18 protein-coding genes and 1 riboswitch are annotated in these 24,180 nt (G+C 69.9%); of the genes, 1 reads left to right on the top strand and 17 read right to left on the bottom strand.

The window, feature by feature from the left end; translation table 11 throughout:
• Positions 1-209: 209 nt before the first annotated feature.
• Positions 210-1,853, bottom strand: coding sequence for a methyl-accepting chemotaxis protein (locus tag ASF94_RS00935; protein WP_056660191.1), 1,644 nt, complete (start codon positions 1,851-1,853; stop codon positions 210-212).
• Positions 1,854-2,235: 382 nt separating this feature from the next.
• Here ASF94_RS00935 and ASF94_RS00930 point away from each other — a divergent pair, with 382 nt between their 5' ends.
• On the top strand, positions 2,236-3,786 hold the full coding sequence (locus tag ASF94_RS00930; RefSeq protein WP_235505198.1) for a methyl-accepting chemotaxis protein: 1,551 nt from the start codon (positions 2,236-2,238) through the stop codon (positions 3,784-3,786).
• Between the two features lie 54 nt (positions 3,787-3,840).
• Here the strand turns inward: ASF94_RS00930 and thiC are convergent, their stop codons facing one another.
• The 16 genes from thiC to ftsL form a co-directional block, all read right to left on the bottom strand.
• On the bottom strand, positions 3,841-5,706 hold the full coding sequence (thiC, locus tag ASF94_RS00925) for a phosphomethylpyrimidine synthase ThiC (RefSeq protein ID WP_056660188.1): 1,866 nt from the start codon (positions 5,704-5,706) through the stop codon (positions 3,841-3,843).
• A gap of 134 nt (positions 5,707-5,840) precedes the next feature.
• A riboswitch (TPP riboswitch) is annotated at positions 5,841-5,948 on the bottom strand.
• Between the two features lie 74 nt (positions 5,949-6,022).
• On the bottom strand, positions 6,023-6,199 hold the full coding sequence (locus ASF94_RS21495; protein ID WP_200932991.1) for a hypothetical protein: 177 nt from the start codon (positions 6,197-6,199) through the stop codon (positions 6,023-6,025).
• 24 nt (positions 6,200-6,223) lie between these two features.
• Entirely contained in the window at positions 6,224-7,147 is a 924-nt protein-coding gene (lpxC, locus tag ASF94_RS00920) for a UDP-3-O-acyl-N-acetylglucosamine deacetylase (RefSeq protein WP_056660185.1), read from the bottom strand.
• Between the two features lie 176 nt (positions 7,148-7,323).
• Positions 7,324-8,553, bottom strand: coding sequence for a cell division protein FtsZ (ftsZ, locus tag ASF94_RS00915; protein ID WP_056660182.1), 1,230 nt, complete (start codon positions 8,551-8,553; stop codon positions 7,324-7,326).
• 188 nt (positions 8,554-8,741) lie between these two features.
• Positions 8,742-9,971 carry a cell division protein FtsA gene (gene ftsA / locus ASF94_RS00910; protein ID WP_056660180.1) on the bottom strand — a complete coding sequence of 410 codons (1,230 nt, stop codon included), beginning with the start codon at positions 9,969-9,971 and terminating at the stop codon, positions 8,742-8,744.
• Positions 9,972-9,986: 15 nt separating this feature from the next.
• Positions 9,987-10,865, bottom strand: a complete 879-nt coding sequence (locus ASF94_RS00905) for a cell division protein FtsQ/DivIB (RefSeq protein ID WP_082492877.1) — start codon at positions 10,863-10,865, stop codon at positions 9,987-9,989.
• On the bottom strand, positions 10,862-11,863 hold the full coding sequence (locus ASF94_RS00900; protein ID WP_056660177.1) for a D-alanine--D-alanine ligase: 1,002 nt from the start codon (positions 11,861-11,863) through the stop codon (positions 10,862-10,864). Before ASF94_RS00900 ends, ASF94_RS00905 begins: the two co-directional genes overlap by 4 nt.
• Entirely contained in the window at positions 11,860-13,293 is a 1,434-nt protein-coding gene (gene murC, locus ASF94_RS00895) for a UDP-N-acetylmuramate--L-alanine ligase (RefSeq protein ID WP_056660174.1), read from the bottom strand. The genes ASF94_RS00900 and murC overlap by 4 nt, the downstream gene beginning before the upstream one ends.
• Complete coding sequence (murG, locus tag ASF94_RS00890; protein WP_056660171.1) at positions 13,290-14,360, bottom strand: undecaprenyldiphospho-muramoylpentapeptide beta-N-acetylglucosaminyltransferase; 1,071 nt, start codon at positions 14,358-14,360, stop codon at positions 13,290-13,292. Before murG ends, murC begins: the two co-directional genes overlap by 4 nt.
• Before the next feature lie 162 nt (positions 14,361-14,522).
• Entirely contained in the window at positions 14,523-15,815 is a 1,293-nt protein-coding gene (gene ftsW, locus ASF94_RS00885) for a putative lipid II flippase FtsW (RefSeq protein ID WP_056660168.1), read from the bottom strand.
• Positions 15,812-17,914, bottom strand: a complete 2,103-nt coding sequence (gene murD, locus ASF94_RS00880) for a UDP-N-acetylmuramoyl-L-alanine--D-glutamate ligase (protein WP_235505196.1) — start codon at positions 17,912-17,914, stop codon at positions 15,812-15,814. Before murD ends, ftsW begins: the two co-directional genes overlap by 4 nt.
• On the bottom strand, positions 17,911-19,092 hold the full coding sequence (gene mraY / locus ASF94_RS00875; protein WP_056660165.1) for a phospho-N-acetylmuramoyl-pentapeptide-transferase: 1,182 nt from the start codon (positions 19,090-19,092) through the stop codon (positions 17,911-17,913). The genes murD and mraY overlap by 4 nt, the downstream gene beginning before the upstream one ends.
• Entirely contained in the window at positions 19,086-20,549 is a 1,464-nt protein-coding gene (gene murF / locus ASF94_RS00870; RefSeq protein ID WP_056660162.1) for a UDP-N-acetylmuramoyl-tripeptide--D-alanyl-D-alanine ligase, read from the bottom strand. The genes mraY and murF overlap by 7 nt, the downstream gene beginning before the upstream one ends.
• Positions 20,546-22,054, bottom strand: coding sequence for a UDP-N-acetylmuramoyl-L-alanyl-D-glutamate--2,6-diaminopimelate ligase (locus ASF94_RS00865; RefSeq protein WP_056660159.1), 1,509 nt, complete (start codon positions 22,052-22,054; stop codon positions 20,546-20,548). Before ASF94_RS00865 ends, murF begins: the two co-directional genes overlap by 4 nt.
• Entirely contained in the window at positions 22,051-23,799 is a 1,749-nt protein-coding gene (locus tag ASF94_RS00860; protein ID WP_056660155.1) for a penicillin-binding protein 2, read from the bottom strand. The genes ASF94_RS00865 and ASF94_RS00860 overlap by 4 nt, the downstream gene beginning before the upstream one ends.
• Complete coding sequence (gene ftsL, locus ASF94_RS00855; protein ID WP_056660152.1) at positions 23,796-24,131, bottom strand: cell division protein FtsL; 336 nt, start codon at positions 24,129-24,131, stop codon at positions 23,796-23,798. The genes ASF94_RS00860 and ftsL overlap by 4 nt, the downstream gene beginning before the upstream one ends.
• Positions 24,132-24,180: the final 49 nt, after the last annotated feature.

Genomic DNA, 24,180 nt, shown 5'->3' with positions numbered 1-24,180 from the left:
TGGACGTGCCGGGCGTAGCGCGCCCGGCCGGAACGTCCATCGTAGTTCGCACCCTCAGGTGCGGCTATCAGCCGCGTTCCAGCGGGGCGGTCGGAACGGCCTCGCACCTGCCTGGCACCTGCCACGCACTTGTCCCGCACCCGCCAGCGCCCCCGGTACCTCCCGGTCAACGCCCAGCGGGGCTGGTGGGGCTAGCGGGGCTAGGGGGGCTAGCGCGACGCCAGCCGGTGCAACGCGGCCGGCGGTGCGTATGCGACCGCAGACGCGGCAGACGCGGCAGGCACCGCAGCGGCTGCGCCGCCCAGCTGGAACCGTGCCACGGCCTGCGTCAGGCTGCGCGCCTGGTCCCGCAGCGACTCGGCGGCCGCGGTGGATTCCTCCACCAGCGCCGCGTTCTGCTGCGTCATCTGGTCGAGCTGGCTGACCGACTGGCTGATCTGGCCGATGTTCTCGCTCTGCTCGGACGAGGCGGCGGTGATCTCGGCAATGATGCCGTGCACCCGGCGCACGCTGCCGACGATCTCCGTCATGGTGGCGCCGGCCTCGCCCACCAGGCGCGAGCCGCCTTCCACGCGCTCCACCGATGCGGCGATCAGCGTCTTGATCTCCCGCGCCGCTTCGGCCGACCGCTGCGCCAGCGACCGCACTTCGCTGGCCACCACGGCGAAGCCCCGCCCCTGCTCGCCCGCCCGGGCCGCTTCCACGGCGGCATTCAGTGCCAGGATGTTGGTCTGGAAGGCGATGGAGTCGATCACGCCCGTGATGTCGCCGATCTTGCGCGAGCTGTCGGCGATGGCGCCCATGGTGCTCACCACCTGCGAGACCACCGCACCTCCCCGCCCGGCCACCTCGGCGGCAGAGGCGGCGAACTCGCTGGCCTGGCGCGACGACTGCGCGCTCTGCTGCACGGTGCTGGTCAGCAGCTCCATCGACGATGCGGCCTCCTGCAGGTTGGCGGCGGTCTGCTCGGTGCGCTGGCTGAGGTCGTGGTTGCCGCTGGCGATTTCGGTGCTGGCGGTGGAGATGTTGCTCGACGCCTGCTGCAACTGGCTCACCAGGGAGCGCAGCGAATCCTGCATCAGCCCCATCGCGACCACCAGCTGGCCGACCTCGTCCTGCTGCAGTGGCCGCACCTCCCGCGACAGATCGCCGCCCGCGATGCGCTCGGCCAGTTCGCGCGCCTGGCCCAGCGACCGGGTGATGGAGCGCACGCTGAAGAAAGTGAGTGGAATCAGCACCGCCAGCCCCAGCACCAGCGCGCCGGCGATGAGCGCGGCCATGGTGGCGGTGCGCTCTTCCAGCGCCTGCCGTGCTTCGTCCATGCGCTGGCGTGCCGTGCTGGCGAGCGACGCGAACAGCTGGTCGGTGGCCTCCATGTGGCCCTTGAGGCGGTCTGCATAGGCGCCGCCACCGGCCCCGTCGAGCTGGGCGCGCTCGATCTGTTCGAAGACGGGGGAGATGCCATCCTCGTACTGCTTGATCTCCGCCAGGGACTTGTCGATGGCGGCCACGAACTCCGCATCGCCCGACTGCACCTGCCGCACGTCCGCCAGGCTCTTGCGCAGGCTGGCGAGCGTCTTGCCCCAGCCCTCCCGCAGCGCCGACACCTCCACCGAGTTGTTGAAGTTGATGATGATGTCTTTTTCGGCGCGCCGCAGCGTCCCCAGACTGGTGCGCAGGTCGGCCATGTCGGTGAGTGTCTGCACCCGCTGGGAAAACAGCTCCTGCAGCGTGCCCTGCGTGCGCTGCAAAGCCCCATAGCCCATGGCACCGATCACGACCAGCAGCAGCAGCGAAAAAACCGTACCGAAATACAACCGGGTACGGATGGACAGACGACCCAATGCGTTCATGGCGCTCCTCAAGCAAAACGATTCGCACAGCGGCACGCAATTAACGCGCCATAGCACCCGCTCTGGCTTGTGACCAGCGTGCATCTGTAACTCTATGCTACCCACGGGCCCGGCCTCCGGGGGTTGCCCCGGATAGCGGAGAAGCCCCCATTCGCAGCAGGCAGGCCGGGGCGCGACAACAAGTTGTCACATTGAGACGCGACAGTCGGGCGCAGCACTCCGTTTTTCGCCTTTCGGCCCGCCTTTCGCTGCGCTCATGACTGCCTTGTCCGCCTCCCCTTCCGCCCCCGACCACCCAGCGCCGTTGTTTTTGACGGACACATCGGTCGTGGATACCGCCTCGCGCCCGCTGGCTGCCGCAGCAACGACGCGTGCGGGATCGTTGAAACGACGGCTGGTCGGCGTGTTCCTCGCCGTGCTGGCCCTCAGCCTGGTGGGCTCGGCCATTGGCGGCTGGTCGCTGCTGCGCATCCATGCATCGACCGAGGCCATGGTGGATCGCAGCGTGGCCAACGAGCGCCTGGTGGCCGACGCTTTCCGTCTGCAGGCCATCAATGCCGAACGCTACAAGGCCGTGGCCCTGAGTTCGGAACCCGAGGTGGGCGAGATTCTCGGCGCCGACATCGCCCGGACCCAGCAGGACTACGACGCCCGCATCGCGGCCCTGGCCGAGCGGCTGTCCACGCCTACAGAGCGGGAGCAGCTGCAGCAGGTGGCGGCCAGCGGCGCTGCGTTCGCGAAGGCCCGCACCGACCTGATCGCCGCCCGTGACTCGGGCCTGACGGAGCGCATCCGCAAGGAATACGCCGACCACTTCCTGCCCGCCTCGCAGACGCTGCTGCAGTCGCTGAACGGGCTCACCCAATCGCAGCGGCAGGGCATAGACGAGGCCGCCGGCCAGGTGGCCGAGCTAAGCCGGCTGGCGCGGCTTTCGCTGCTGGGTTTCGGCACGCTGGCGCTGGTGCTGGGCACCGTGCTGGCGCTCTGGCTGGTGCGCAGCATCACCCGCCCGATCGCGCTGGCCGGCGCCACGGCCGACCGCGTGGCGGGGTTCGACCTGCGGCACGACATCGCCGGCCACGGCCGGGACGAAACCGGCCGCATGCTGCACTCGCTGTCGGTCATGCAGGCCGCGCTGCGCACGCTGGTGGGCCGCGTGAGCCTGTCGGTGCAGAATCTGCGCACGGCCTCCGCCGAGATCGCCAACGGCAATGCCGAGCTGTCGCAACGCACCGAAGCCACGGCCGCGAACCTGCAGGAAACCGCCGCCGCGCTGGAGCACGTGACACGCAAGGTGCAGGAATCGGAACTCACCACGGAACGCACCGAGGCCCTGGCCGCCCAGGCGGCCGCCACCGCGCAGGCCGGCAGCGGCGTGGTGACCGAGCTGGTGGGAACGATGGAACAGGTGTCCCAGAGCGCGCACCGCATCGCCGACATCACGGGCGTCATCGACTCCATCGCCTTCCAGACCAACATCCTCGCGCTGAACGCGGCGGTGGAAGCGGCCCGCGCGGGCGAGCAGGGCCGGGGCTTCGCCGTGGTGGCGAGCGAAGTGCGCTCGCTGGCCACGCGCTCGGCCGAGGCCGCGCGCGAGATCAAGGCGTTGATCGCCGCGTCGCTGGCGCAGGTGCAGGGCGGTTCGCGCCTGGCGGGCGAGGCCGGCCGCACGATGGGCCAGGTGGTCGCCTCGATCCAGCAGGCGGCGCACACCATGGTGGAGATCAAGGCCGCGCACCGGTCGCAGAACGAGGACATCGCGGCCATCCACGGCGCCATGTCCCGGCTGGACGACATGACGCAGCAGAACGCCGCGCTGGTGGAGGAATCGGCCGCCGCGGCCGACAGCCTGCGCGCCCAGGCCCACGACCTGTCGGTACTGGTCAGCCGGTTCCTGCTGCCCGAACGCGAGGCGCTGCCGGCGGCCGCCTGATCCGGCGGGCCGCGCCGGCGCGGCGGTGCCGCAGCCAGCCGCGCCCGCGTGCGGTCACGCCTGGGGCTTGACCGGCTGGATGGGCACGTACAGCTCGCCGCCCGTGCCCCGGAACTCCGCCGCCTTGCCCTGCAGCCCCTGGGCGGCGAAGTCGCGCACCTCCTGCGTGATCTTCATCGAGCAGAACTTCGGCCCGCACATCGAGCAGAAGTGCGCCACCTTGGCCGAGTCCTTGGGCAGCGTCTCGTCGTGGTATTCCTTGGCCGTGTCCGGGTCCAGGCCCAGGTTGAACTGGTCCTGCCAGCGAAAGTCGAAGCGCGCCTGGCTGAGGGCGTCGTCGCGCGCGCGGGCGCCGGGGTGGCCCTTGGCCACGTCGGCCGCATGCGCGGCGATCTTGTACGCGATGATCCCCTGCTTCACGTCGTCGCGGTCGGGCAGGCCCAGGTGCTCCTTGGGCGTCACGTAGCAGAGCATGGCCGTGCCCATCCAGCCGATCATGGCCGCGCCGATGGCGCTGGCGATGTGGTCGTAGCCGGGGGCGATGTCGATGGTCAGCGGCCCGAGGGTGTAGAACGGCGCCTCGTGGCAGGTCTTGAGCTGCTCGGTCATGTTGGCCTGGATCATGTGCATGGGCACGTGGCCGGGGCCTTCGATCATCGTTTGCACGTCGTGCTTCCAGGCCGTCTGCGTCAGCTCGCCCAGCGTGCGCAGCTCGGCGAACTGGGCCTCGTCGTTGGCGTCCGATGCGCAGCCGGGCCGCAGGCCGTCGCCCAGGCTGAAGCTGACGTCGTACTGCTTCATGATGTCGCAGATGTCCTCGAAGTGCTCGTAGAGGAAGCTCTCCCTGTGGTGCGCCATGCACCACTTGGCCATGATGGAGCCGCCGCGCGAGACGATGCCCGTGCGCCGCTCGGCCGTGAGGTGGATGAAGGCCAGCCGCACGCCGGCGTGGATGGTGAAATAGTCCACGCCCTGCTCCGCCTGCTCGATCAGCGTGTCGCGGAAGATCGCCCAGGTCAGGTCCTCGGCCACGCCGCCCACCTTTTCCAGCGCCTGGTAGATCGGCACGGTGCCGATGGGCACGGGGCTGTTGCGCACGATCCAGTCGCGCGTGGTGTGGATGTTCTTGCCGGTGGAGAGGTCCATCACGTTGTCCGCGCCCCAGCGGATCGCCCAGACCAGCTTCTCGACCTCTTCCTCGATGCTGGAGGTGACGGCCGAGTTGCCGATGTTGGCGTTGATCTTCACCCTGAAGTTGCGCCCGATGGCCATGGGCTCGATCTCGGGATGGTTGATGTTGGCGGGGATGATGGCCCGTCCGCGCGCCACTTCGTCGCGCACGAATTCGGGCGTGATGATCTTCGGAATGCTCGCGCCCATCGGGTTGCCGGCCAGCCGGTGTTCGCGCGCCGCGTCCTGCTGGTATTGCGCCATCCATTCGCGGCGGCCGTTCTCGCGCAGGGCGACGTATTCCATCTCGGGCGTGACGATGCCCTTTCTGGCGTAGTGCATCTGGGTCACGTTGCCGGTGCCGTGGGGGCCGCTGCGGGCGCGCAGGGGCGTGCGCTGCAGGGCGGCGGCCTCGGCGCGTAGCGCGGCCAGGCGGGCGGCATCTTCGCTGCGGCTCCCATCGTCCAGCGCCTGCTGCTTGCGGCCTTCATAGCGCTCGGTGTCTGCCCGGCCCTCGATCCAGGCGCCGCGCACGCTGGCGAGGCCCCGGCGCACGTCGATGTCCGCCGTGGGGTCGGTGTAGGGGCCGGACGTGTCGTAGACGCTCACCCGCTCGCCGTTCGTGAGCGCGATGTCGCGCACGGGCACGCGCACGTCCGGGCGGCTGCCGGTCAGGTAACTTTTGGTGGAAGCGGGAAAGGGTTCACGCGTCAGCGCGAGCAGCTGGGCGAACTTGTCGGGGGCATTCATGGCGGCACGGTCCTCATGGTGGATGGGAGGGAGGTGCTCCGCCATGGGCCGGCCGGTCCGCCGGTCGCGCGTGCGGCAAGGCGCCATCGCCCCCTCGGGACGCGGCGACCTGCGCACGCGATCCATCATGCGGGCCTGTCGACTGCAGCTCTTCTTACGCTGGTACTAACCAGATCAAGTTCGCGGTTCCGGCGGTTGATTCCGCCGTCTCAGCACGCACACGTGCACCCCGGAGCAAGGGCGAGTATAGGGACTTGCGGCGGCCGGCGCGAGAGCCCTGCCTGGCCGCCCGGCGACGCGGGTGGCGGGCGGAGGCTCAGAGAATGCGCTGGATGAACAGCACCGCGAAGAAGAACAGCGCGGCGATCACCGTCCACTTCACGATGACGAGGCCGAAGCGCCGATAGCGCACCTGCCCCGTTCCCACGTAGAAGAGGAAAGACACCGCCGCCATGAGCAGCAGCATCGTGATGGCCCAGCGAAAGAGCAGCATGGGCGCGACCCTGCGGCGGTGCGGCTACCAGGCCCGCGCCGGCTGCAGGAAGCCGGCGGGCGCATGGCGCTCGTTCTGGAAGGTGGCGATCTCCCAGGCGTCTTCCTGTGCCAGCAGCTCGCGCAGCAGCAGGTTGTTCATCGCATGGCCGGAACGGAACGCGCTGTAGGCCGCCAGCAGGGGGCGGCCGACGATGTAGAGGTCGCCGATGGCGTCGAGGATCTTGTGCTTCACGAACTCGTCGTCGTAGCGCAGGCCGTCGGCATTGAGCACCTTGTAGTCGTCCATGACGATGGCGTTGTCCAGCCCGCCGCCCAGGGCCAGGCCGCTGGCGCGCATCATCTCCACGTCCTTGGTGAAGCCGAAGGTGCGGGCGCGGGCGATGTCGCGCGTGTAGTTGCCGGCGCCCAGATCGAACTCCACGCTCTGGCCGGTCGAATCGACCGCCGGGTGGGCGAAGTCGATCTCGAAGCGCAGCTTGAAGCCGTGGTACGGATCGAGCCGCGCCCATTTCAGGCCGGCGCCCTCGCCCTGCCGGATCTCGACCGGGCGCGTCACGCGGATGAAGCGCTTGGGCGCGTTCTGCAGCTCGACCCCGGCGCTCTGCAGCAGGAAGACGAACGACGCCGATGAGCCGTCCAGGATGGGCACTTCCTCGGCGGTGATGTCGATGTAGAGGTTGTCCAGCCCCAGCCCGGCACAGGCGGACATGAGGTGCTCCACCGTGTGGACCTTGGCGCCGCCCACGCCGATGGTCGAGGCCATGCGCGTGTCCACCACGGCTTCGGCGGTGATGGGAATGTCCACCGGCTCGGGCAGATCCACCCGCCGGAACACGATGCCCGTGTCGGGCTGCGCCGGCCGCAGCGTCAACTCGACCCGCTGTCCGCTGTGCAGGCCCACGCCCACGGCGCGGGTCAGGGTCTTGATCGTACGTTGCTGGAGCATCCGCCGAGTTTAAAGGGCGCAGCACCTGCCTGGTGCATAACCCCACCTATGGCGGCGATAGGTTCCGTGGCCGGAACGCCCCCCCCAACAAGAAAAGCCGCCGGCCCGTGAAGGCTGCGGCGGCGGCGGCGGTACGGGCACGCAGGCGCAGACGGCGCCTGCGGGCAAGACCCAGCTCAGTCGGCCTGCTTGCGCAGGAACGCCGGGATCTCCAGGTCGTCCATGCCGCCGGAGGACAGCGCGTCCACGCGGGCAGCGGCCTGGGTGCGGTTGGTGCGCCACACGCTGGGCACCGACATGCTGCCGTAGTCCGCCTGCGCCGCGCCGCCCATCAGGCCACCCGCCACGCCGACGGCCGAGCCGGCCATGGGCATCTGGTAGGCGATGTTGTCGGTGCCGGTGCGCAGGCCGCCCTGCACCACCGAGATCGGCTGGCGGCGGGCATTGGCGCGCGACAGGCCGGTGGCCACCACGGTCACGCGGATGTCGTCGCCCAGGCTGTCGTCGTAGGCCGCGCCGTAGATGACGTGGGCATCGGGCGAGGCGTAGGCGTTGATGGTGCTCATCGCCAGGCGCGATTCGGACAGCTTCAGGCTGCCCTTGGCGGCCGTCACCAGCACCAGCACGCCCTTGGCGCCCGACAGGTCGATGCCTTCCAGCAGCGGGCAGGCGACGGCCTGCTCGGCAGCGATGCGGGCGCGGTCCGGGCCGCTGGCGGTGGCCGTGCCCATCATGGCCTTGCCGGGCTCGCCCATCACGGTGCGCACGTCTTCGAAGTCGACGTTCACGTGGCCGTATTCATTGATGATCTCGGCGATGCCGCCGACAGCGTTCTTCAGCACGTCGTTGGCGTGGGCGAAGGCTTCGTCCTGGCTGATGTCGTCGCCCAGCACCTCCAGCAGCTTCTCGTTCAGCACGACGATCAGCGAATCGACGTTGGCTTCCAGCTCGGCCAGGCCGTCGTCGGCGTTCTTCATGCGGCGGCCGCCTTCCCAGTCGAAGGGCTTGGTGACCACGCCGACGGTGAGGATCCCCATTTCCTTGGCCACGCGGGCGATGACGGGCGCGGCGCCCGTGCCGGTGCCGCCGCCCATGCCGGCGGTGATGAACAGCATGTGCGCGCCGGCGATCGCCTGGCGGATGTCTTCCTGCGCGCCTTCTGCCGCTTCACGCGCCTTCTCGGGCTTGCTGCCGGCGCCCAGGCCGCTGTGGCCCAGCTGGATGGTGCGGTGCGCGGAGCTGCGCGTGAGGGCCTGCGCGTCGGTGTTGGCGCAGACGAATTCCACGCCCTGCACGCTGCGCGCGATCATGTGTTCCACGGCATTGCCGCCGCCGCCGCCCACGCCAATCACCTTGATCTGGGTGCCTTGGTTGAACTCTTCGGCTTCAATCATTTCGATGGACATGTGGTGCTCCTGGTCTGTTCACGTGAAAGTGTGGTGGGTGGCCGGTGCCACGCCGTTGGGGTTTGTCTGAATCGGTTGTCGCAATCGAAATCGGGGGCGGCGACGGCGGCGGTCCGGTGCTTCGCCATCGCTCGCGCGAGCGGGCATGGGGACTTCCACGGGCGATCCAGAGCCGATGGCTGGCCATGTCAGAAATTCCCCACGATGAAGTCCTTGAACCGGCCGAAGGCGGTCTTTACGGAACCGCTTTTCTGCGCCACCTTGAAGCCGCGCTGGCGGGCCAGGCGTGCCTCTTCCAGCAAACCCATGACAGTAGCAGCACGGGCCTGTGCCACCATGTCGGACAAGGCGCTGGAATACTTCGGAACGCCCCGGCGCACGGGCTTGAGGAAGATGTCTTCCGCCAGTTCGACCATGCCGGGCATGACGGCGCTGCCACCCGTGAGCACGATGCCCGACGACAGCACTTCTTCGTAGCCCGATTCGCGGATCACCTGCTGCACCAGCGAGAAGATCTCTTCCACGCGCGGCTCGATCACGCCGGCCAGCGCCTGCTTGGACAGCATGCGGGGGCTGCGGTCGCCCAGGCCCGGCACTTCCACCTGCGCCTCGGGGTCGGCCAGCAGCTGCTTGGCATAGCCGCTCTCGACCTTGATGTCTTCCGCATCCTTCGTGGGCGTGCGCAGCGCCATGGCGATGTCGCTGGTGATCAGGTCGCCGGCGATCGGGATCACCGCGGTGTGGCGGATCGCGCCGCCCGTGAAGATCGCCACGTCGGTCGTGCCGGCGCCGATGTCCACCACCGCCACACCCAGCTCGCGCTCGTCGTCGGTCAGCACGGCCTGGCTGGAGGCCAGCGGGTTCAGCATGAGCTGCTCGACCTCCAGGCCGCAGCGGCGCACGCACTTGATGATGTTCTCGGCCGCGCTCTGCGCGCCGGTCACGATGTGGATCTTGGCCTCCAGGCGGATGCCGCTCATGCCGATGGGTTCGCGCACGTCCTGGCCGTCGATCACGAATTCCTGGGGCTCGACCAGCAGCAGCCGCTGATCGCTGGAGATGTTGATGGCCTTGGCCGTCTCCACCACGCGCGCCACGTCGGCCTGGGTGACTTCCTTGTCCTTGACCGCGACCATGCCGCTGGAATTGAGGCCGCGGATGTGGCTGCCGGTGATGCCGGTGTAGACGCGCTGGATCTTGCAGTCGGCCATCAGCTCGGCTTCTTTCAGCGCCTGCTGGATGCTCTGCACCGTCGCGTCGATGTTCACCACCACGCCGCGCTTGAGGCCGTTGCTGGGCGCCACGCCCAGTCCGGCGAGCTTGAGTTCGCCGCCCGGCAGCACCTCGGCCACCACCGCCATCACCTTGGCGGTGCCGATGTCCAGCCCTACCACCACGTCTTTGAATTCTCTTGCCATAACTGTGTCCTGCCCTCAGCGGGTCTGCCCTGTTGTTCTTGCCGGTGCGACGGTGGTGGCCGGCCGCGCGCCGGCGGCGCCGGAGCGCACCGGCGCACGCACGGGCCGGGGCTTGGCGGCCATCTCGGCGGTGACGGTGCTCACGCCGCGCAGTCGCAGCGCGTAGCCGTTGTCGTGCCGCAGATCGGCCAGCTCCAGCGCATCGATGCGGCGGCCCTGTTGCGCAGCGACCTGCGGCACGGTCTGCACGAAACGCTGCGCCCGCGCCAGCACTTGCGCCGGGGTTCCGCCGCCCAGCTCGATCAGCGCGCCTCCTTCGAGGGTCACCCGCCAGCCGCCGCGTCCGGTCAGCTCCAGCTGGTCGATTTCGGGCCCCAGCGGCTTGAGTACCGGCACCAGGCTGCGCACCATCTGCAGCACTTCCAGCGATCGTCCCTCGGGGCCGACCAGGCGCGGCAGATCGTCGCCCTCCACGTCGTCGCTGTTGGCCTCGAACACTTCGCCCCGGCTGTCGACCAGCTTGTTGCCGCCCTCGGCGCCCCAGACCGCTGCGGCCTGGTGTTCCTGCAGCTCGACCCGCAGGCTGTTGGGGAATTCGCGGCGCACCATGGCGCTGCGCACCCATGGCACCTGCTCGAAGGCTTCTCGCACGGCCTGCAGGTCCACGGTGAAGAAATTGCCCACCAGGTGCGGGCCCACGTTGGCGCGCAGCGTGACCGGGTTGTTGTGCACCAGCTCGCCCTGCACCACGATGCGCCCGATGGAAAACACCGGCAGGCGCAGCAGCCAGGAGCCGGCCGCCGCCAGCACCAGCGCGGCGCAGCCCACGAACAGGGCCGAGGCGGTCCAGTTCATGAGCTTGACGTCGAACGGTGCGGGCAGCGCGTTGTTCATGCGCAGTCCTGCGAGGTGCCGTCGCCGGCCGGCTGGCCCTGCGCGCTGTCGAGCGAGGCGCTCGCCAGGATCCGCAGGCAGAGCGCTTCGTAGTTGATGCCCGACGCACGCGCCGACATGGGCACCAGCGAATGGCCCGTCATGCCGGGGGACGTGTTGATCTCCAGCAGGAACGGCTTGCGGTCGCTGGCGCGGATCATGATGTCGGCACGCGCCCAGCCACGGCACTGCAGCGTGCGGAAGGCCTCCACCACGAGGCGCTGGATCTCACGCTCCTCGGCCTCGGGCAGGCCGCTCGGGCAGTGGTACTGCGTGACGTCGGTGAAGTACTTGTTCTGGTAGTCGTAGTTGCCCTCGGGCGCCACGATGCGGATCACCGGCAGCGCATGCGCCTGTGCGCCCTGGCCCAGGATCGGGCAGGTGGTTTCCTCGCCTTCGATGAATTCCTCGCACAGCACTTCGGGGTCGTAGCGCGAGGCCAGCAGGTAGGCCTGCTCGCACTGGCCGGGCGAAGTGACCTTGGTCAGACCGATGGTGGAACCTTCGCGCGACGGCTTGACGATCATCGGCGCGCCCAGGGCCTCGAGTGCCTGCGCCGTTTCCGCCGCGCTGGAGACCAGGCGCCAGTCCGGCGTGGGCAGGCCTTCGAAGCGCCAGATGCGCTTGGTCATGATCTTGTCCATGGCGATGCTGGAGGCCATGACGCCCGGGCCGGTGTAGGGAATGCCCATGAGTTCGAGCGCGCCCTGCACCGTGCCGTCTTCGCCATGCCGGCCGTGCAGTGCGATGAAGCAGCGCGTGTAGCCATGGCGCTTGAGCTCGCCCAGCGGGCTCTGCGAAGGGTCGAAGGCATGCGCGTCCACGCCGCGCGCGCGCAGCGCCTGCAGCACGCCGCCGCCGGACATCAGCGACACCTCGCGTTCGGCGGACGAGCCGCCCATCAGCACCGCCACCTTGCCCAGCGCTCGCACGTCGATATTCAGGTCATTCATGCTCATGGCGCCCTCTCCTGCAGCGCATTATGCTCATTTTTTTGTAGCAAACCAACCACCTTCGCGGGCACGCCGCCGATGGAGCCCGCCCCCATGCACACCACCACGTCGCCGTCCCGGGCGGTGTCGGCGATGCGCTCCGCCAGGTCGGCCACGGCCTCCACGAACACCGGCTCCACCTGGCCGGCCACGCGCACGGCACGCACCAGCGCACGGCCGTCGGCGGCGACGATGGGCGACTCGCCCGCCGCATAGACCTCGGTCAGCAGCGCGGCGTCGGCGCTGCCGATCACCTTCACGAAATCCTCGAAGCAGTCGCGCGTGCGGCTGTAGCGGTGCGGCTGGAACGCCAGCACCAGTCGGCGGCCGGGGAAGGCGCCGCGCGCGGCGGCCAGCGTGGCAGTCATCTCCACCGGATGGTGGCCGTAGTCTTCGATGAGCGTGAACGTGCCGCCGTCCTTCGCCGGCAGGTCGCCATGGCCCTGGAAGCGCCGGCCCACGCCGCGGAAGCCGGCGAGCGCGCGCAGCAGCGCGTCGTCCGGAATGCTCAGCTCGGCGGCGATGGCGATGGCCGCCAGCGCGTTGAGCACGTTGTGTTCGCCGGCAAGGTTCAGCACCACGTCCAGGTCGGGCAGCACGACGCCGTTGCGGCGCTGCACGCGGAAATGCATCTGCGCGCCCAACGCGCGCACGTCCACCGCGCGCACCTGGGCGTCCTCGCTGAAGCCGTAGCTGGTGATGGGGCAGGTGACCTGCGGCACGATGTCGCGCACGGCCGGGCTGTCGATGCACAGGATGGCCGTGCCGTAGAACGGCATGCGGTGCAGGAATTCGACGAACGCGCCCTTGAGCCGGCCGAAGTCGTGCCCGTAGGTTTCCATGTGGTCGGCGTCGATGTTCGTCACCACCGACATCACGGGCAGCAGGTTGAGGAACGAGGCGTCGGACTCGTCCGCCTCCACCACGATGTAGTCGCCCTGCCCCAGCTTGGCGTTGGCACCGGCGCTGTTCAGGCGCCCGCCGATCACGAAGGTCGGGTCCAGCCCGGCCTCGGCCAACACGCTGGTCACCAGGCTGGTGGTGGTGGTCTTGCCGTGCGCGCCGGCAATGGCGATGCCGCGCTTGAGGCGCATCAGTTCGGCCAGCATCAGCGCGCGGGGGACCACCGGAATCTTCTTGACGCGCGCGGCCAGCACTTCGGGGTTGCCCTCCTGCACGGCCGTGGAGGTGACGACTGCGTCCGCGCCCTCGATGTGCGCGGCCGCATGGCCCACGTGCGTGCGGATGCCCAGCCCCGCCAGCCGGCGCAGCGTGGGGCTGTCCGACAGATCGGAGCCGGAGATCTCATAGCCCAGGTTGAACAGCACCTCGGCGATGCCGCACATGCCGGCGCCGCCCAGGCCGACGAAATGGATGTGGCGGATGGCGTGTTTCATGCGGTGAGTTCCTCGCACGCCGACACCACCGCGTGGGTGGCTTCTGTTTTCTGCATCTTTTTGGCTTCCAGCGCCCGCTGCATCAGCGCGGGCCGCTCCGTATTTTGTAGCATCTCCGCCAGCCCCTCGGGGGTCAGGTTGCGTTGCTGCACCAGCCAGCCCCCGCCCGCCTGCACCAGGAAGCGGGCATTGGTGGTCTGGTGGTCGTCCACCGCATGCGGGAACGGCACGAACAGCGCCGCCGCGCCCACGGCGGCGATCTCGGTCACCGTGCTGGCGCCCGCGCGGCAGATGACCAGGTCGGCCTCGGCGAAGGCCGTGGCCGTGTCGTCGATGAACGGCGTGAGCGTGGCCTGCACCCCGGCGGCTTCGTAGTTGGCGCGCAGCGCGTCGATCTGCGCGGCGCCGCTCTGGTGCGTGACCTGGGGACGCAGGGCGGCAGGAATCAGTCCGACGGCCCGGGGCACGATGTCGTTGAGCGCCTTGGCGCCCAGGCTGCCGCCCACCACCAGCACCTTCAGCGGGCCGCTGCGGCCGGCAAAGCGCACCGCCGGGTCGGGCTGGCGCAGGAAGGGTTCGCGCAGCGGGTTGCCCACCCAGCGGGCCTTGGCCCACACGCCCGGAAAGGCAGTGAACACCCGGTCGGCCACGCCGGCCAGCACCTTGTTGACCAGGCCCGCGACCGAGTTCTGCTCGTGCAGCACCAGCGGCTTGCCCAGCAGCGTGGCCATCATGCCGCCGGGAAAGGTGACGTAGCCGCCCAGGCCGATCACCACGTCCGGACGCACCCGGCGCAGCACCGCCAGCGACTGCCAGAAGGCGCGCAGCAGGCGCATCGGCAGCAGTGCCAGCGTGACGGGGCCCTTGCCGCGCACGCCGGAAAAATCGATGGGCTCGAACGCAAAGCCGCGCGGCGGCACCAGGCGGGACTCCATGCTGCCGGGCGTGCCCAGCCAGTGCACGCGCCAGCCGCGTGCGCGCAGCTCCTCGGCCACGGCCAGGCCGGGGAAGATGTGGCCGCCGGTCCCACCGGCCATCACCAGGGCGGTTTTCTGTACGGCGCTCATGCGCGGCCCCCGCACATGGCGCTGCGCGCCTCGCCGCGCTGGCRCGCGGCAGRTGCTGTGTTTTGGCGAAACAAACACCTCATGCGCGGCCTCCGCGCAAGGCGCTGCGCGCCTCGCCGCGCTGGCGCGCGGCAGGTGCTGTGTTTTGGCGAAACAAACAYCTCATGCGCGGCCTCCGCGCATGAGATGTTTGTTTTCATAGTCCACGCGCAGCACCACCGCGATCGCCACCAAATTCATCAGGATGGCCGAGCCGCCGAAGCTCATCAGCGGCAAGGTCAGGCCCTTGGTGGGCAGTGCGCCCAGGTTCACGCCCATGTTGATGAAGGCCTGGAAGCCCATCCACATGCCGACGCCCTGCGCCACTAGGCCGCTGAAGACGCGGTCCAGGGCGATGGCCTGGCGGCCGATGTGCATGATGCGGCGGGTGAGCCAGAGAAAGAGAATGATGAGCACCACGACGCCGATCAGGCCGAATTCCTCGCCGATCACGGCCAGCAGGAAGTCGGTGTGGGCTTCGGGCAGCCAGTGCAGCTTCTCCACGCTGCCGCCCAGCCCCACGCCGAAGATCTCGCCCCGGCCGATGGCGATCAGCGAGTGCGACAGCTGGTAGCCCTTGCCCAGCGCATGCTCTTCGCTGAAGGGGTCGAGGTAGGCGAAGATGCGCTCGCGCCGCCAGGGGCTGAGCATGACCATCATGGCGAATGCGCCCACCAGCACGGCGGCGATGAGAAAGAACATGCGGGCGTTCACGCCGCCCAGGAACAGAATGCCCATGGCGATCACGGCGATCACCATGAAGGCGCCCATGTCGGGCTCGGCCAGCAGCAGCGCGCCGACCACCGCCACCGCCACGCCCATGGGCAGCACGGCGCGGAAGAACCGCTCCTTCACTTCCATCTTGCGCACCATATAGCCCGAGGCGTAGATGACCACCGCGAATTTCGCCAGCTCGGACGGCTGGAAGTTCATGATGCCCAGCGACAGCCAGCGGCGCGCGCCGTTGACCACCGTGCCTACGTGCGGCACCAGCACCGCGATCAGCAGCACGATGGAGCCGACGAAGAGCCACGGCGAGATGCGCTCCCAGGTGGCCATGGACACCTGGAAGGCGAGCAATGCAGCGACGAAGCCGATCACCAGCGCCATGGTGTGGCGCACCAGGAAGTGGGTGGGCGCGATCTTGCCGAAGCGCGGGTTGTCGGGCATGGCGATGGAGGCGGAATACACCATCACCAAGCCCCAGGCCAGCAGGCCGATGACGACCCAGACCAGCGCCTGGTCGAACCCCAGCACGCTGGCCGGCGTGGTGGTGGTCTGGCGGTATTCGGTGCCGCCCACGCGCACCGGCAGCACGTCGGCCGCGGCCGATGGCGCGCCGCCCGCCCAGCTGCGCAGCCGCTGCAGCAGGCCGGGAGCGCGCTGCGTGGCGTGGGTGGAGCTGCTGCCGTTCATGCCATGCCCTCCAGTTCGTGGCCGGCCTCGTGCGCCATATCGCGCACCGCCTCGCAGAACACGCGGGCACGGTGCTCGTAGCCCGTGAACATGTCGAAGCTGGCGCAGGCCGGCGACATCAGCACCGCGTCGCCGGCCTGCGCCAGTTGCGTGGCGCGCTGCACGGCCTCGGGCAGCGTGGCGGCGGTTTCGACCGGCACGCACGCGGACCGCAGCGCGTCGCCGATCTGCGGGCCGTCGCGGCCGATCAGCACGACCGCACGGGCATACCGGGCGACCGGTGCGGCCAACGGTGTGAAGTCCTGGCCCTTGCCGTCGCCGCCCAGGATGACGACCACGCGCCGGTCGGCGCCCAGTCCGTTCAGCGCGGCCACGGTGGCGCCCACGTTGGTGCCCTTGCTGTCGTCGAAGTATTCGATGCCGCCGACCATGCCGATGGGTTCGACCCGGTGGGGCTCGCCCCGGTATTCACGCAGGCCGTAGAGCATGGGCCCCAGCGCGCAGCCGGCGGCATGCGCCAGCGCCAGCGCGGCCAGCGCGTTGACGGCGTTGTGCCGGCCGCGGATGCGCAGCGCATCGGCCGGCATCAGGCGCTGGATGAAGAGGTCGTCGGCCGCCGCGGCGGTGGCACGCGGGCGGCGCGCGGTTTCGTCGGCCTCCTGCGCACGTACCAGCCAGGCCATGCCGCCCACCACCTCGATGCCGAAGTCGCCCGGCCGCCGGGGCATGTCGCCGCCGAAGGTGACGTGGTTGCGCAGCACCGGCTTGGGCGCCTTGGCGCGGCTGGCGGACTTCTTCGCGGTGGCAGCACCTTCGGGCGGGGCTGCGGGTGCGGGGGCCTGCGCGGCGTCCAGCATTTCCATCACCGACGGGTCGTCGCGGTTGAGCACCATCAGGCCGGTCTGGCCGAAGATGCGCGACTTGGCCCGAGCATAGGCAGCCAGGTCGCCATGCCAGTCCAGGTGGTCCTGGCTGATGTTGAGCACGGTGGCGGCGGTGGGCTCGAAGCCGGCGGCGTCGTCCAGCTGGAAGCTGGACAGCTCCAGCACCCAGACTTCCGGCAGCGTGTCGGCATCGATGTGCTGGGCCAGTGTGTCCATCAGCGTCGGGCCGATGTTGCCGGCCACGGCCACGCTGCGGCCGGCGCAGTCGGCCAGCAGGCCGGTGAGCGAGGTGACCGTGGTCTTGCCGTTGGTGCCGGTGACGCACAGCACGGCCGGGGCATAGCCGTGCGACGCGCGCAGGCCGGCCAGCGCCTGGGAATACAAGGCCAATTCACCTGCAGCGCCGATTCCATGGGCGCTTGCAGCTATCAAAACAGGAGCAATCGTCTGGGGCGACAGCCCCGGCGAGCGGTAGACGGCGTCCAGGCCGGCGCCCTGCTCCAGCGCCTGCACCAGGGCCGCGTCGAAGGCGCCGGCGATGAAGCGCACCTGCGGCAGCTCGGCCCGCAGGGTGGCGAGCTGGGGCGGCGCGTCGCGCGTGTCGGCCACGGTGACGCCCGCGCCGCAGCGCGCGCACCAGCGCGCCATGGCCAGGCCGGATGCGCCCAGGCCCAGGATCAGCACCTGGCGGCCCTGCATCGAACCGGCCAGCGCCTCGCCCAGGGGAGCCAGCGGGGGCGCGGGCTCGTCGCTGCGGCCGTCGCCGGCATCGGCGCCCTCGGGGGACGACGCCGCTGCCGCAGCCGCAGCCAGGGCCTGGGCTGGCGGCGCCTCCACGTCGGCAAAGATGCGCGCCACGAATTCCGCCGCCGACTGCGCGGCCGACATGGCGGGAGCCACATAGCCGTCCGCCGGCAACTCCGCCCCTGCGGGCGCAGCGGCAACAGGTTCCGCGTCCTGGTCGGTGCCGGCTGCGGCGGTGGCGGGGGTGCCATCGAACGCGTCGTTGCCGTCGTTGCCGTCGTTGCCGTCGTGGGAACCGTCGGCGTCGGTGGCGTCGGACTCCGGCCCGGCAGCAGCTGCACTCACGGCAGGAACGGCAGGCGCGGCCAACCCGTGCGCCGCAGAGTCGCCCACGGCGGCGTGCCCGCCGGTGGGGTCACTGGCGAGCATCTCGTTGTCGTCTTCGGGGCGGTGCGGGGCGGGAGCGTTCATCGCAGTTTCAGCGTGGACAGGCTGAGCAGGCACAGCAGCATGGTGATGATCCAGAAGCGCACGACGACCTGCGTTTCGGTCCAGCCGCTTTTCTCGAAGTGGTGGTGCAGCGGCGCCATCTTGAGCAGGCGGCGGCCGGTGCCGTAGCGGCGCTTGGTGAGCTTGAACCAGGCGACCTGCATCATCACGGACAGCGCCTCGACCACGAAGATGCCGCCCATCATGGCCAGCACGATTTCCTGGCGCACGATCACGGCGACGGTGCCGAGCGCCGCGCCCAGCGCCAGCGCGCCCACGTCGCCCATGAAGACCTGCGCCGGATGGGTGTTGAACCACAGAAACGCCAGGCCTGCGCCGGCCATCGCCGAGCAGAACACCAGCAGTTCGCCCGCGCCCGCGATGTGCGGGAACAGCAGGTACTTGGAGAACACGACGTTGCCGCCCACATAGGCGAACAGCCCGAGCGTGGCGCCCACCATCACCACCGGCATGATGGCCAGGCCGTCCAGCCCGTCGGTCAGGTTCACGGCATTGCTGGAGCCGACGATGACCAGGTAGGTCAGGATGACGAAGCCCAGCACGCCCAGCGGGTAGCTGACTTCCTTGAAGAAGGGCACCAGCAGGCCGGCCTTCGGGGGCAGGTCCAGCGAGAAGCCCGACTGCACCCACGAGACGAACAGCTCGAACACGCGCGCGTTGGAGTTCTCGGAGATGCTGAACACCAGGTAGAGCGCCGCCAGCAGGCCGATGACGGACTGCCAGAAATACTTCTCGCGCGAGCGCATGCCTTCCGGGTCCTTGTTGACGACCTTGCGCCAGTCGTCCACCCAGCCGATGGCGCCGAAGCCCAGCATCACGGCCAGCACGATCCAGACGAAGCGGTTGGAGAGGTCGGCCCAGAGCAGCGTGGAGAGCGTGATGGCGCCCAGGATCAGCACCCCGCCCATGGTGGGCGTTCCGCTCTTGGCCAGGTGCGTCTGCATGCCGTAGCCGCGCACCGGCTGGCCGATCTTGAGCGCGGTCAGCATGCGGATCACCTTGGGCCCGGCGACCAGGCCGATGAGCAGCGCCGTCACCGCCGCCATCACGGCGCGGAAGGTGAGGTACTGGAACACGCGGAACGAGCTCAGCTCGGGATTGCCCGTGCCGTGCAGCCATTGCGCCAGCAGGATCAGCATGCGGGCACCTCGCGCGCCGCGGGCGCCGTCCTGGCCGCGCTGGCCGTGTCCTGTTGCATGCCGGCTTCCAGCGCCTGCACCACCTGTTCCATCTTCATGAACCGAGATCCCTTCACCAGCACGCTGTCCACGGCGGGCAGCGCCTTGTGCACCGCTGCCAGCAGCGATGCCATGTCGTCGAAATGCCGCGCCGCCGGGCCGAAGGCCGCCGCGGCGTGCGCGCTTTGTGCGCCCAGCGCGAACAGCTGCCCGATGCCGCTGGTGCGCGCGTGTTCGCCGGCCTCGGCATGGAAGCGCGGGCCGTCGTTGCCCACCTCGCCCATGTCGCCCAGCACCAGCAGGCGCGGGCCGGGCAGCTCGGCCAGCACGTCGATGGCGGCCTGCATGGAATCGGGGTTGGCGTTGTAGGTGTCGTCCACCACGGTGATGGTGCTCCCGCCCTGCGCCAGCGCGAAGGCCCGCGAGCGGCCCTTGACGGGCACGAAGGCGCGCAGGCCCTCGGCGATGGCGGCCAGCGGCGCGCCGGCAGCCACGGCGCAGGCGGTCACCGCCAGGGCGTTGGTCACGTTGTGGCGGCCGGCGATGTGCAGGGTGGTGTCGAACGCGCCCTGGGGCGTGGCGATGCGCACGCGCCAGCCGCCGCCCGTCCAATCGGCGGCGGCGCAGCGCACGTGCCCCGTGGCGCCGCCGAAGGTGATGCAGCGGCGCCCGGCCGCCAGCGACTGCCAGAGCGCGGTGTATTCGTCTTCTGCCGGGAACACGGCGACGCCGTCTGGCGGCAGCGCGGCCAGCACCGAGCCGTTTTCCTCTGCCACGGCCTGCACCGTGTGCATGAACTCCAGGTGCTCGCGCTGGGCGTTGTTCACCAGCGCCACCGTGGGCGCGGCCATGGTGGCCAGGCAGGCGATCTCGCCGGGGTGGTTCATGCCCAGCTCGATCACGGCTGCGCGGTGCGACGCCCGCAGGCGCAGCAGCATCAGCGGCACGCCGATGTCGTTGTTGAAGTTGCCCTGCGTGGCGAAAGCGGCGTCTGCCAGCCAGGCGCGCAGCACGGAGGCCGTCATCTGCGTCACGGTGGTCTTGCCGTTGCTGCCGGTGACGCCGATGAGCGGCAGCGTCCACTGCGCGCGCCAGCCGGTGGCCAGGGCGCCCAGGGCCTGCAGCGTGTCGGGCACTTCGATGCCCGGCAGGCCCGCGGCCTCCAGCCCCCCGTGCGCCACGGCAGCGGCGGCGCCTGCGGCGCGGGCAGCGGCCAGGAAGGCGTTGGCGTCGAAGCGCTCGCCCTTGAGCGCGACGAACAGGTCTGCGGCCGCCAGGGTGCGGGTGTCGGTGTGGACGCGGCCGAGCGGCGTGGCGCCGTCGCCCACCAGTCGGGCGCCGGGCACGCGCGCGGCCAGCAGGGCGTGCGCCTGCTGCAGCGTGAACATGCCTGGCGGCGAAGAAGCAGCGGCGCTCATGCGGCGGCTCCCTGACGGCGGTGCAGCGCCGCGCGGGCGTGTTCCAGGTCGGAGAAGGCGTGGCGCTGGCCTGCCGTCTCCTGGTACTCCTCGTGGCCCTTGCCGGCGATCAGCACCACGTCGTCTGCGCCCGCTTCCTGCAGCGCCGTGGCGATCGCGGTGGCGCGATCGGGCTCGGCGCGCACCGTCAGGCCGGCGATCGTGCCCTGCAGGATCTGCCGGATGATCTCCGCCGGATCCTCGCCGCGCGGGTTGTCGCTGGTGACGATGACCTGGTCGGCCCGCTGCTGCGCGACGCCGCCCATCAGCGGCCGCTTGGCCGCATCGCGGTTGCCGCCGCAGCCGAACACGCACCAGAGGCGTCCGCCGCGCGCGGTGGCCACCGGCGCCAGCGCCTGCAGGGCCTGGTCGAGCGCGTCGGGCGTGTGGGCGTAGTCGACCGCCACCAGGGGCTGGCCCGGCAGGGCGACCTGCTCCATGCGGCCCGGCACCGGGGTGAGCTGGGCGCAGGCGTAGAGCGCATGTTCCAGCGGCACGCCGACGGCGCGCAGGGCCGCCAGCACGCCCAGCAGGTTGGACACGTTGTAGAGGCCGATCAGCCGTGTCTGCAGCACATGCGTCTGCGCGCCTTCGGCCACGGTGAACGAGAGGCCCGAGTCGCCATGGACGATGTCGCGCGCCTGCAGCCGTGCGGGCTGGCGGATGGAGACGCTCCACAGGTCCAGCGGGCGCTCGGAGAGCGTGGCATGCAGCTCGGCGCCGCGCATGTCGTCGATGTTGAGCACCGCCGCCTGCAGCCCGGGCGCGTCGAACAGCATCGCCTTGGCCTGCCAGTAGGCGGCCATGCTGGGGTGGTAGTCCAGGTGGTCCTGCGTGAAATTGGTGAAGAGCGCCACCCGCACCCGGGTGCCGGCCAGGCGGTGCTCGGCCAGGCCGATGGACGACGCCTCGATGGCGCAGGCCACATGGCCGGTGTCGGCAAAGCGGCGGAAAGCGCGCTGCAGCTGCACCGGGTCGGGCGTGGTCATGCCGGTGGATTCGAGCGCGGGCGGCACGCCCAGGCCCAGCGTGCCGACCACGGCGCAGCCGCCGGGCGCGGCCAGTTGCTGGGCGGACAGCACGTTCAGCGCATCGGCCAGCCACCAGGCGGTGCTGGTCTTGCCGTTGGTGCCGGTCACGGCCAGCACGTCCAGCCGCTGCGTGGGCAGCCCGAACCATTCGGCCGCGATGGTGCCGGTGGCGGCCTTGAGGCCGCGCAGCGCCGCGATCTGCGGCAGGTCGAAACCGAAGGCGTCGATGCCTTCCTGCTCGACCAGACAGGCCGCAGCCCCGCGGGCCAGGGCATCGCCCACGTGGGCGCGGCCATCGGTGGCGGCGCCGGGCCAGGCGATGAAGCCGTCGCCGGGCGACACGCGGCGGCTGTCGGTCTGCAGCGTGCCGGTCACGCGCTGCTGCAGCCATTGCACGGCGTCCTGCGCGGAAGTGAGCGAGAGGCTGGTGCTCATAGCGATTCCTCCACCGGGTTGGCGACGATCTGCGGCTTGATCGCCATGTCGGGCTGCACGCCCATCATGCGCAACGTCTGCTGCACGACTTCACCGAACACCGGCCCGGCGACGGCACCGCCGTAGTACACGCCGGCGCTGGGTTCGTCGATCATCACGGCCACGATGATGCGGGGATTGTCGACGGGGGCCAGGCCCGTGAACCAGGAGCGGTACTTGCCCTGGGCATAGTGCTTGCCGACCTGCTTGCGCGCCGTGCCGGATTTGCCGCCCACCGAATAGCCGACGGTCTGCGCCTTCTGCCCCGTGCCGCCGGGGCCGGCCGCCATCTGCAGCATCTTGCGCACCTGGTCGGCCGTGCGCTCGGAAAACACCGGCACGCCCACGGCCGGCTCATGCGTCTTCAGCATGGTGGCGGGAATGATCTTGCCGCCGTTGGCGAACACCGTATAGGAGCGCGCCATCTGCACCAGGCTGGCCGAGAGGCCGTAGCCGTAAGACATGGTCGCCTGCTCGATCGGCCGCCAGGTCTTGTAGGGCCGCAGCCGGCCGCTGACCACGCCGGGGAAGTGCAGCTGCGGCTTCTGGCCGAAACCGGCGGCGGAGAAGGTTTCCCACATCTCCTTGGCCGGCAGCTGCATCGCGATCTTGGTGGTGCCGACGTTGCTGGACTTCTGGATCACACCCTCGACGGTCAACACGCCGTGGTTGCTGGTGTCGGAGATGGTCGAGCCCGTGACGGTGACGCGCCCCGGGTTGGTGTCCACGATGGTTTCCGGCTTCACCCGCCCGGTGTTCAACGCCAGGCCGATGGTGAACGGCTTCATGGTCGAGCCGGGCTCGAACACGTCGGTCAGCGCACGGTTGCGCAACTGCTCGCCGGTCAGGTTCTGCCGCTTGTCGGGCACGTAGCTCGGGTAGTTGGCCAGCGCCAGCAGCTCGCCCGTGTGCGCGTCGATGACCACCACGCTGCCGGCCTTGGCCTTGTGCAGGGCGATCTGGTCGCGCAGCTTCTGGTAGGCGAAGAACTGCACCTTGCTGTCGATGGACAGCTGCATGTCCTGCCCGTCCACCGGCGGCACTTCGGCGCCGACGCCCTCGACCACGCGGCCCATGCGATCCTTGATGACGCGGCGCGAACCGGGCTTGCCGCCCAGCTCCTTGTTGAAGGCCAGCTCCATGCCTTCCTGGCCCTGGTCTTCCACGTTGGTGAAGCCGACCACGTGCGCGGCCGATTCGCCCTCCGGGTACTGGCGCTTGTATTCCTTGCGCTGGTAGATGCCCTTGATGTCGAGCGCGGCGATCTGCTGGCCGACGTCCCAGTCGAGCTGGCGCTTGATCCAGACGAAGGTCTTGTCTTCATCCGCCAGCTTGGACTTGAGCGCGGGCAGCGGCATTTCCAGCAGCTTGGCCAGCTGGCGCAGCTTGGCCTGCACGTCGGGGCTGTCCTGGTCCACGTCTTCCGGAATGGCCCAGATGCTGGCGGCCGGCACGCTGGACGCCAGGATCAACCCATTGCGGTCGAGGATGCGGCCCCGGTTGGCCGGCAGCTCCAGCGTGCGGGCGAAGCGCACCTCGCCCTGCCGCTGGAAGAAGGCATTGCCGATCACCTGCACATAGGCCGCGCGGCCCACCAGCCCCAGGAATCCGAGGGCAACGAGCGCGACCACGAACTTGCTGCGCCAGAGCGGCGTGCGCGCGGCCAGCAGCGGGCTGGAGGTGTAGTTGACGCTGCGCGTGCTCATGGCCGCCTCCCGGAGGCATGGGCTGCGGGCGTGGTGGGCGGCGGCGGCGCCACGGGCGGCACGATGTCGCCGCTGTCGGTGACGTATTGCGTGATGGCGGGCGTGGCCGTGCGCATCTGCAGGCGGTCGCGCGCGAGTTTCTCGACCCGCAGCGGCGTGGCCTGGGCGCGCTTTTCCACCTGCAGGCGCTGGTGTTCGGTTTCCAGCCGGCGCGATTCGGCTACGGCACGGTCGAGCTCGGTGAAAAGGCGCCGCGATTCGTACTGCGTGCGCACCAGGTACATGGCGCTGGCCATGACGGCCAGCAGCAGCATGAGGTTGAGCCGCGTCATGGCTGAACCGCCTTGGCGGCCACCGGATGGCGTTCGAGACGGGCAGCGG

The organism is Acidovorax sp. Leaf160, from assembly GCF_001424265.1.
Classification (GTDB): Bacteria; Pseudomonadota; Gammaproteobacteria; order Burkholderiales; family Burkholderiaceae_C; genus Paracidovorax.
The sequence above is the reverse complement of the archived record's forward strand: the minus strand, read 5'-3'. Positions and strand labels throughout refer to the sequence as shown.

Excerpts from the sequence above, each read along its gene's own strand:
- ASF94_RS00935 (WP_056660191.1), bottom strand. The coding sequence starts at position 1,853 with ATGAACGCATTGGGTCGTCTGTCCATCCGTACCCGGTTGTATTTCGGT.
- ASF94_RS00905 (WP_082492877.1), bottom strand. The coding sequence starts at position 10,865 with ATGAACAACGCGCTGCCCGCACCGTTCGACGTCAAGCTCATGAACTGG.
- ftsZ (WP_056660182.1), bottom strand. The coding sequence starts at position 8,553 with ATGTCCATCGAAATGATTGAAGCCGAAGAGTTCAACCAAGGCACCCAG.
- thiC (WP_056660188.1), bottom strand. The coding sequence starts at position 5,706 with ATGAATGCCCCCGACAAGTTCGCCCAGCTGCTCGCGCTGACGCGTGAA.
- ASF94_RS00860 (WP_056660155.1), bottom strand. The coding sequence starts at position 23,799 with ATGAGCACGCGCAGCGTCAACTACACCTCCAGCCCGCTGCTGGCCGCG.
- ftsL (WP_056660152.1), bottom strand. The coding sequence starts at position 24,131 with ATGACGCGGCTCAACCTCATGCTGCTGCTGGCCGTCATGGCCAGCGCC.
- lpxC (WP_056660185.1), bottom strand. The coding sequence starts at position 7,147 with ATGCTCCAGCAACGTACGATCAAGACCCTGACCCGCGCCGTGGGCGTG.
- mraY (WP_056660165.1), bottom strand. The coding sequence starts at position 19,092 with ATGCTGATCCTGCTGGCGCAATGGCTGCACGGCACGGGCAATCCCGAG.
- ftsA (WP_056660180.1), bottom strand. The coding sequence starts at position 9,971 with ATGGCAAGAGAATTCAAAGACGTGGTGGTAGGGCTGGACATCGGCACC.
- ASF94_RS00865 (WP_056660159.1), bottom strand. The coding sequence starts at position 22,054 with ATGAGCACCAGCCTCTCGCTCACTTCCGCGCAGGACGCCGTGCAATGG.
- ASF94_RS00900 (WP_056660177.1), bottom strand. The coding sequence starts at position 11,863 with ATGAGCATGAATGACCTGAATATCGACGTGCGAGCGCTGGGCAAGGTG.
- murD (WP_235505196.1), bottom strand. The coding sequence starts at position 17,914 with ATGAACGCTCCCGCCCCGCACCGCCCCGAAGACGACAACGAGATGCTC.
- ftsW (WP_056660168.1), bottom strand. The coding sequence starts at position 15,815 with ATGAACGGCAGCAGCTCCACCCACGCCACGCAGCGCGCTCCCGGCCTG.
- murG (WP_056660171.1), bottom strand. The coding sequence starts at position 14,360 with ATGAGCGCCGTACAGAAAACCGCCCTGGTGATGGCCGGTGGGACCGGC.
- ASF94_RS21495 (WP_200932991.1), bottom strand. The coding sequence starts at position 6,199 with ATGCTGCTCTTTCGCTGGGCCATCACGATGCTGCTGCTCATGGCGGCG.
- murF (WP_056660162.1), bottom strand. The coding sequence starts at position 20,549 with ATGAGCGCCGCTGCTTCTTCGCCGCCAGGCATGTTCACGCTGCAGCAG.
- murC (WP_056660174.1), bottom strand. The coding sequence starts at position 13,293 with ATGAAACACGCCATCCGCCACATCCATTTCGTCGGCCTGGGCGGCGCC.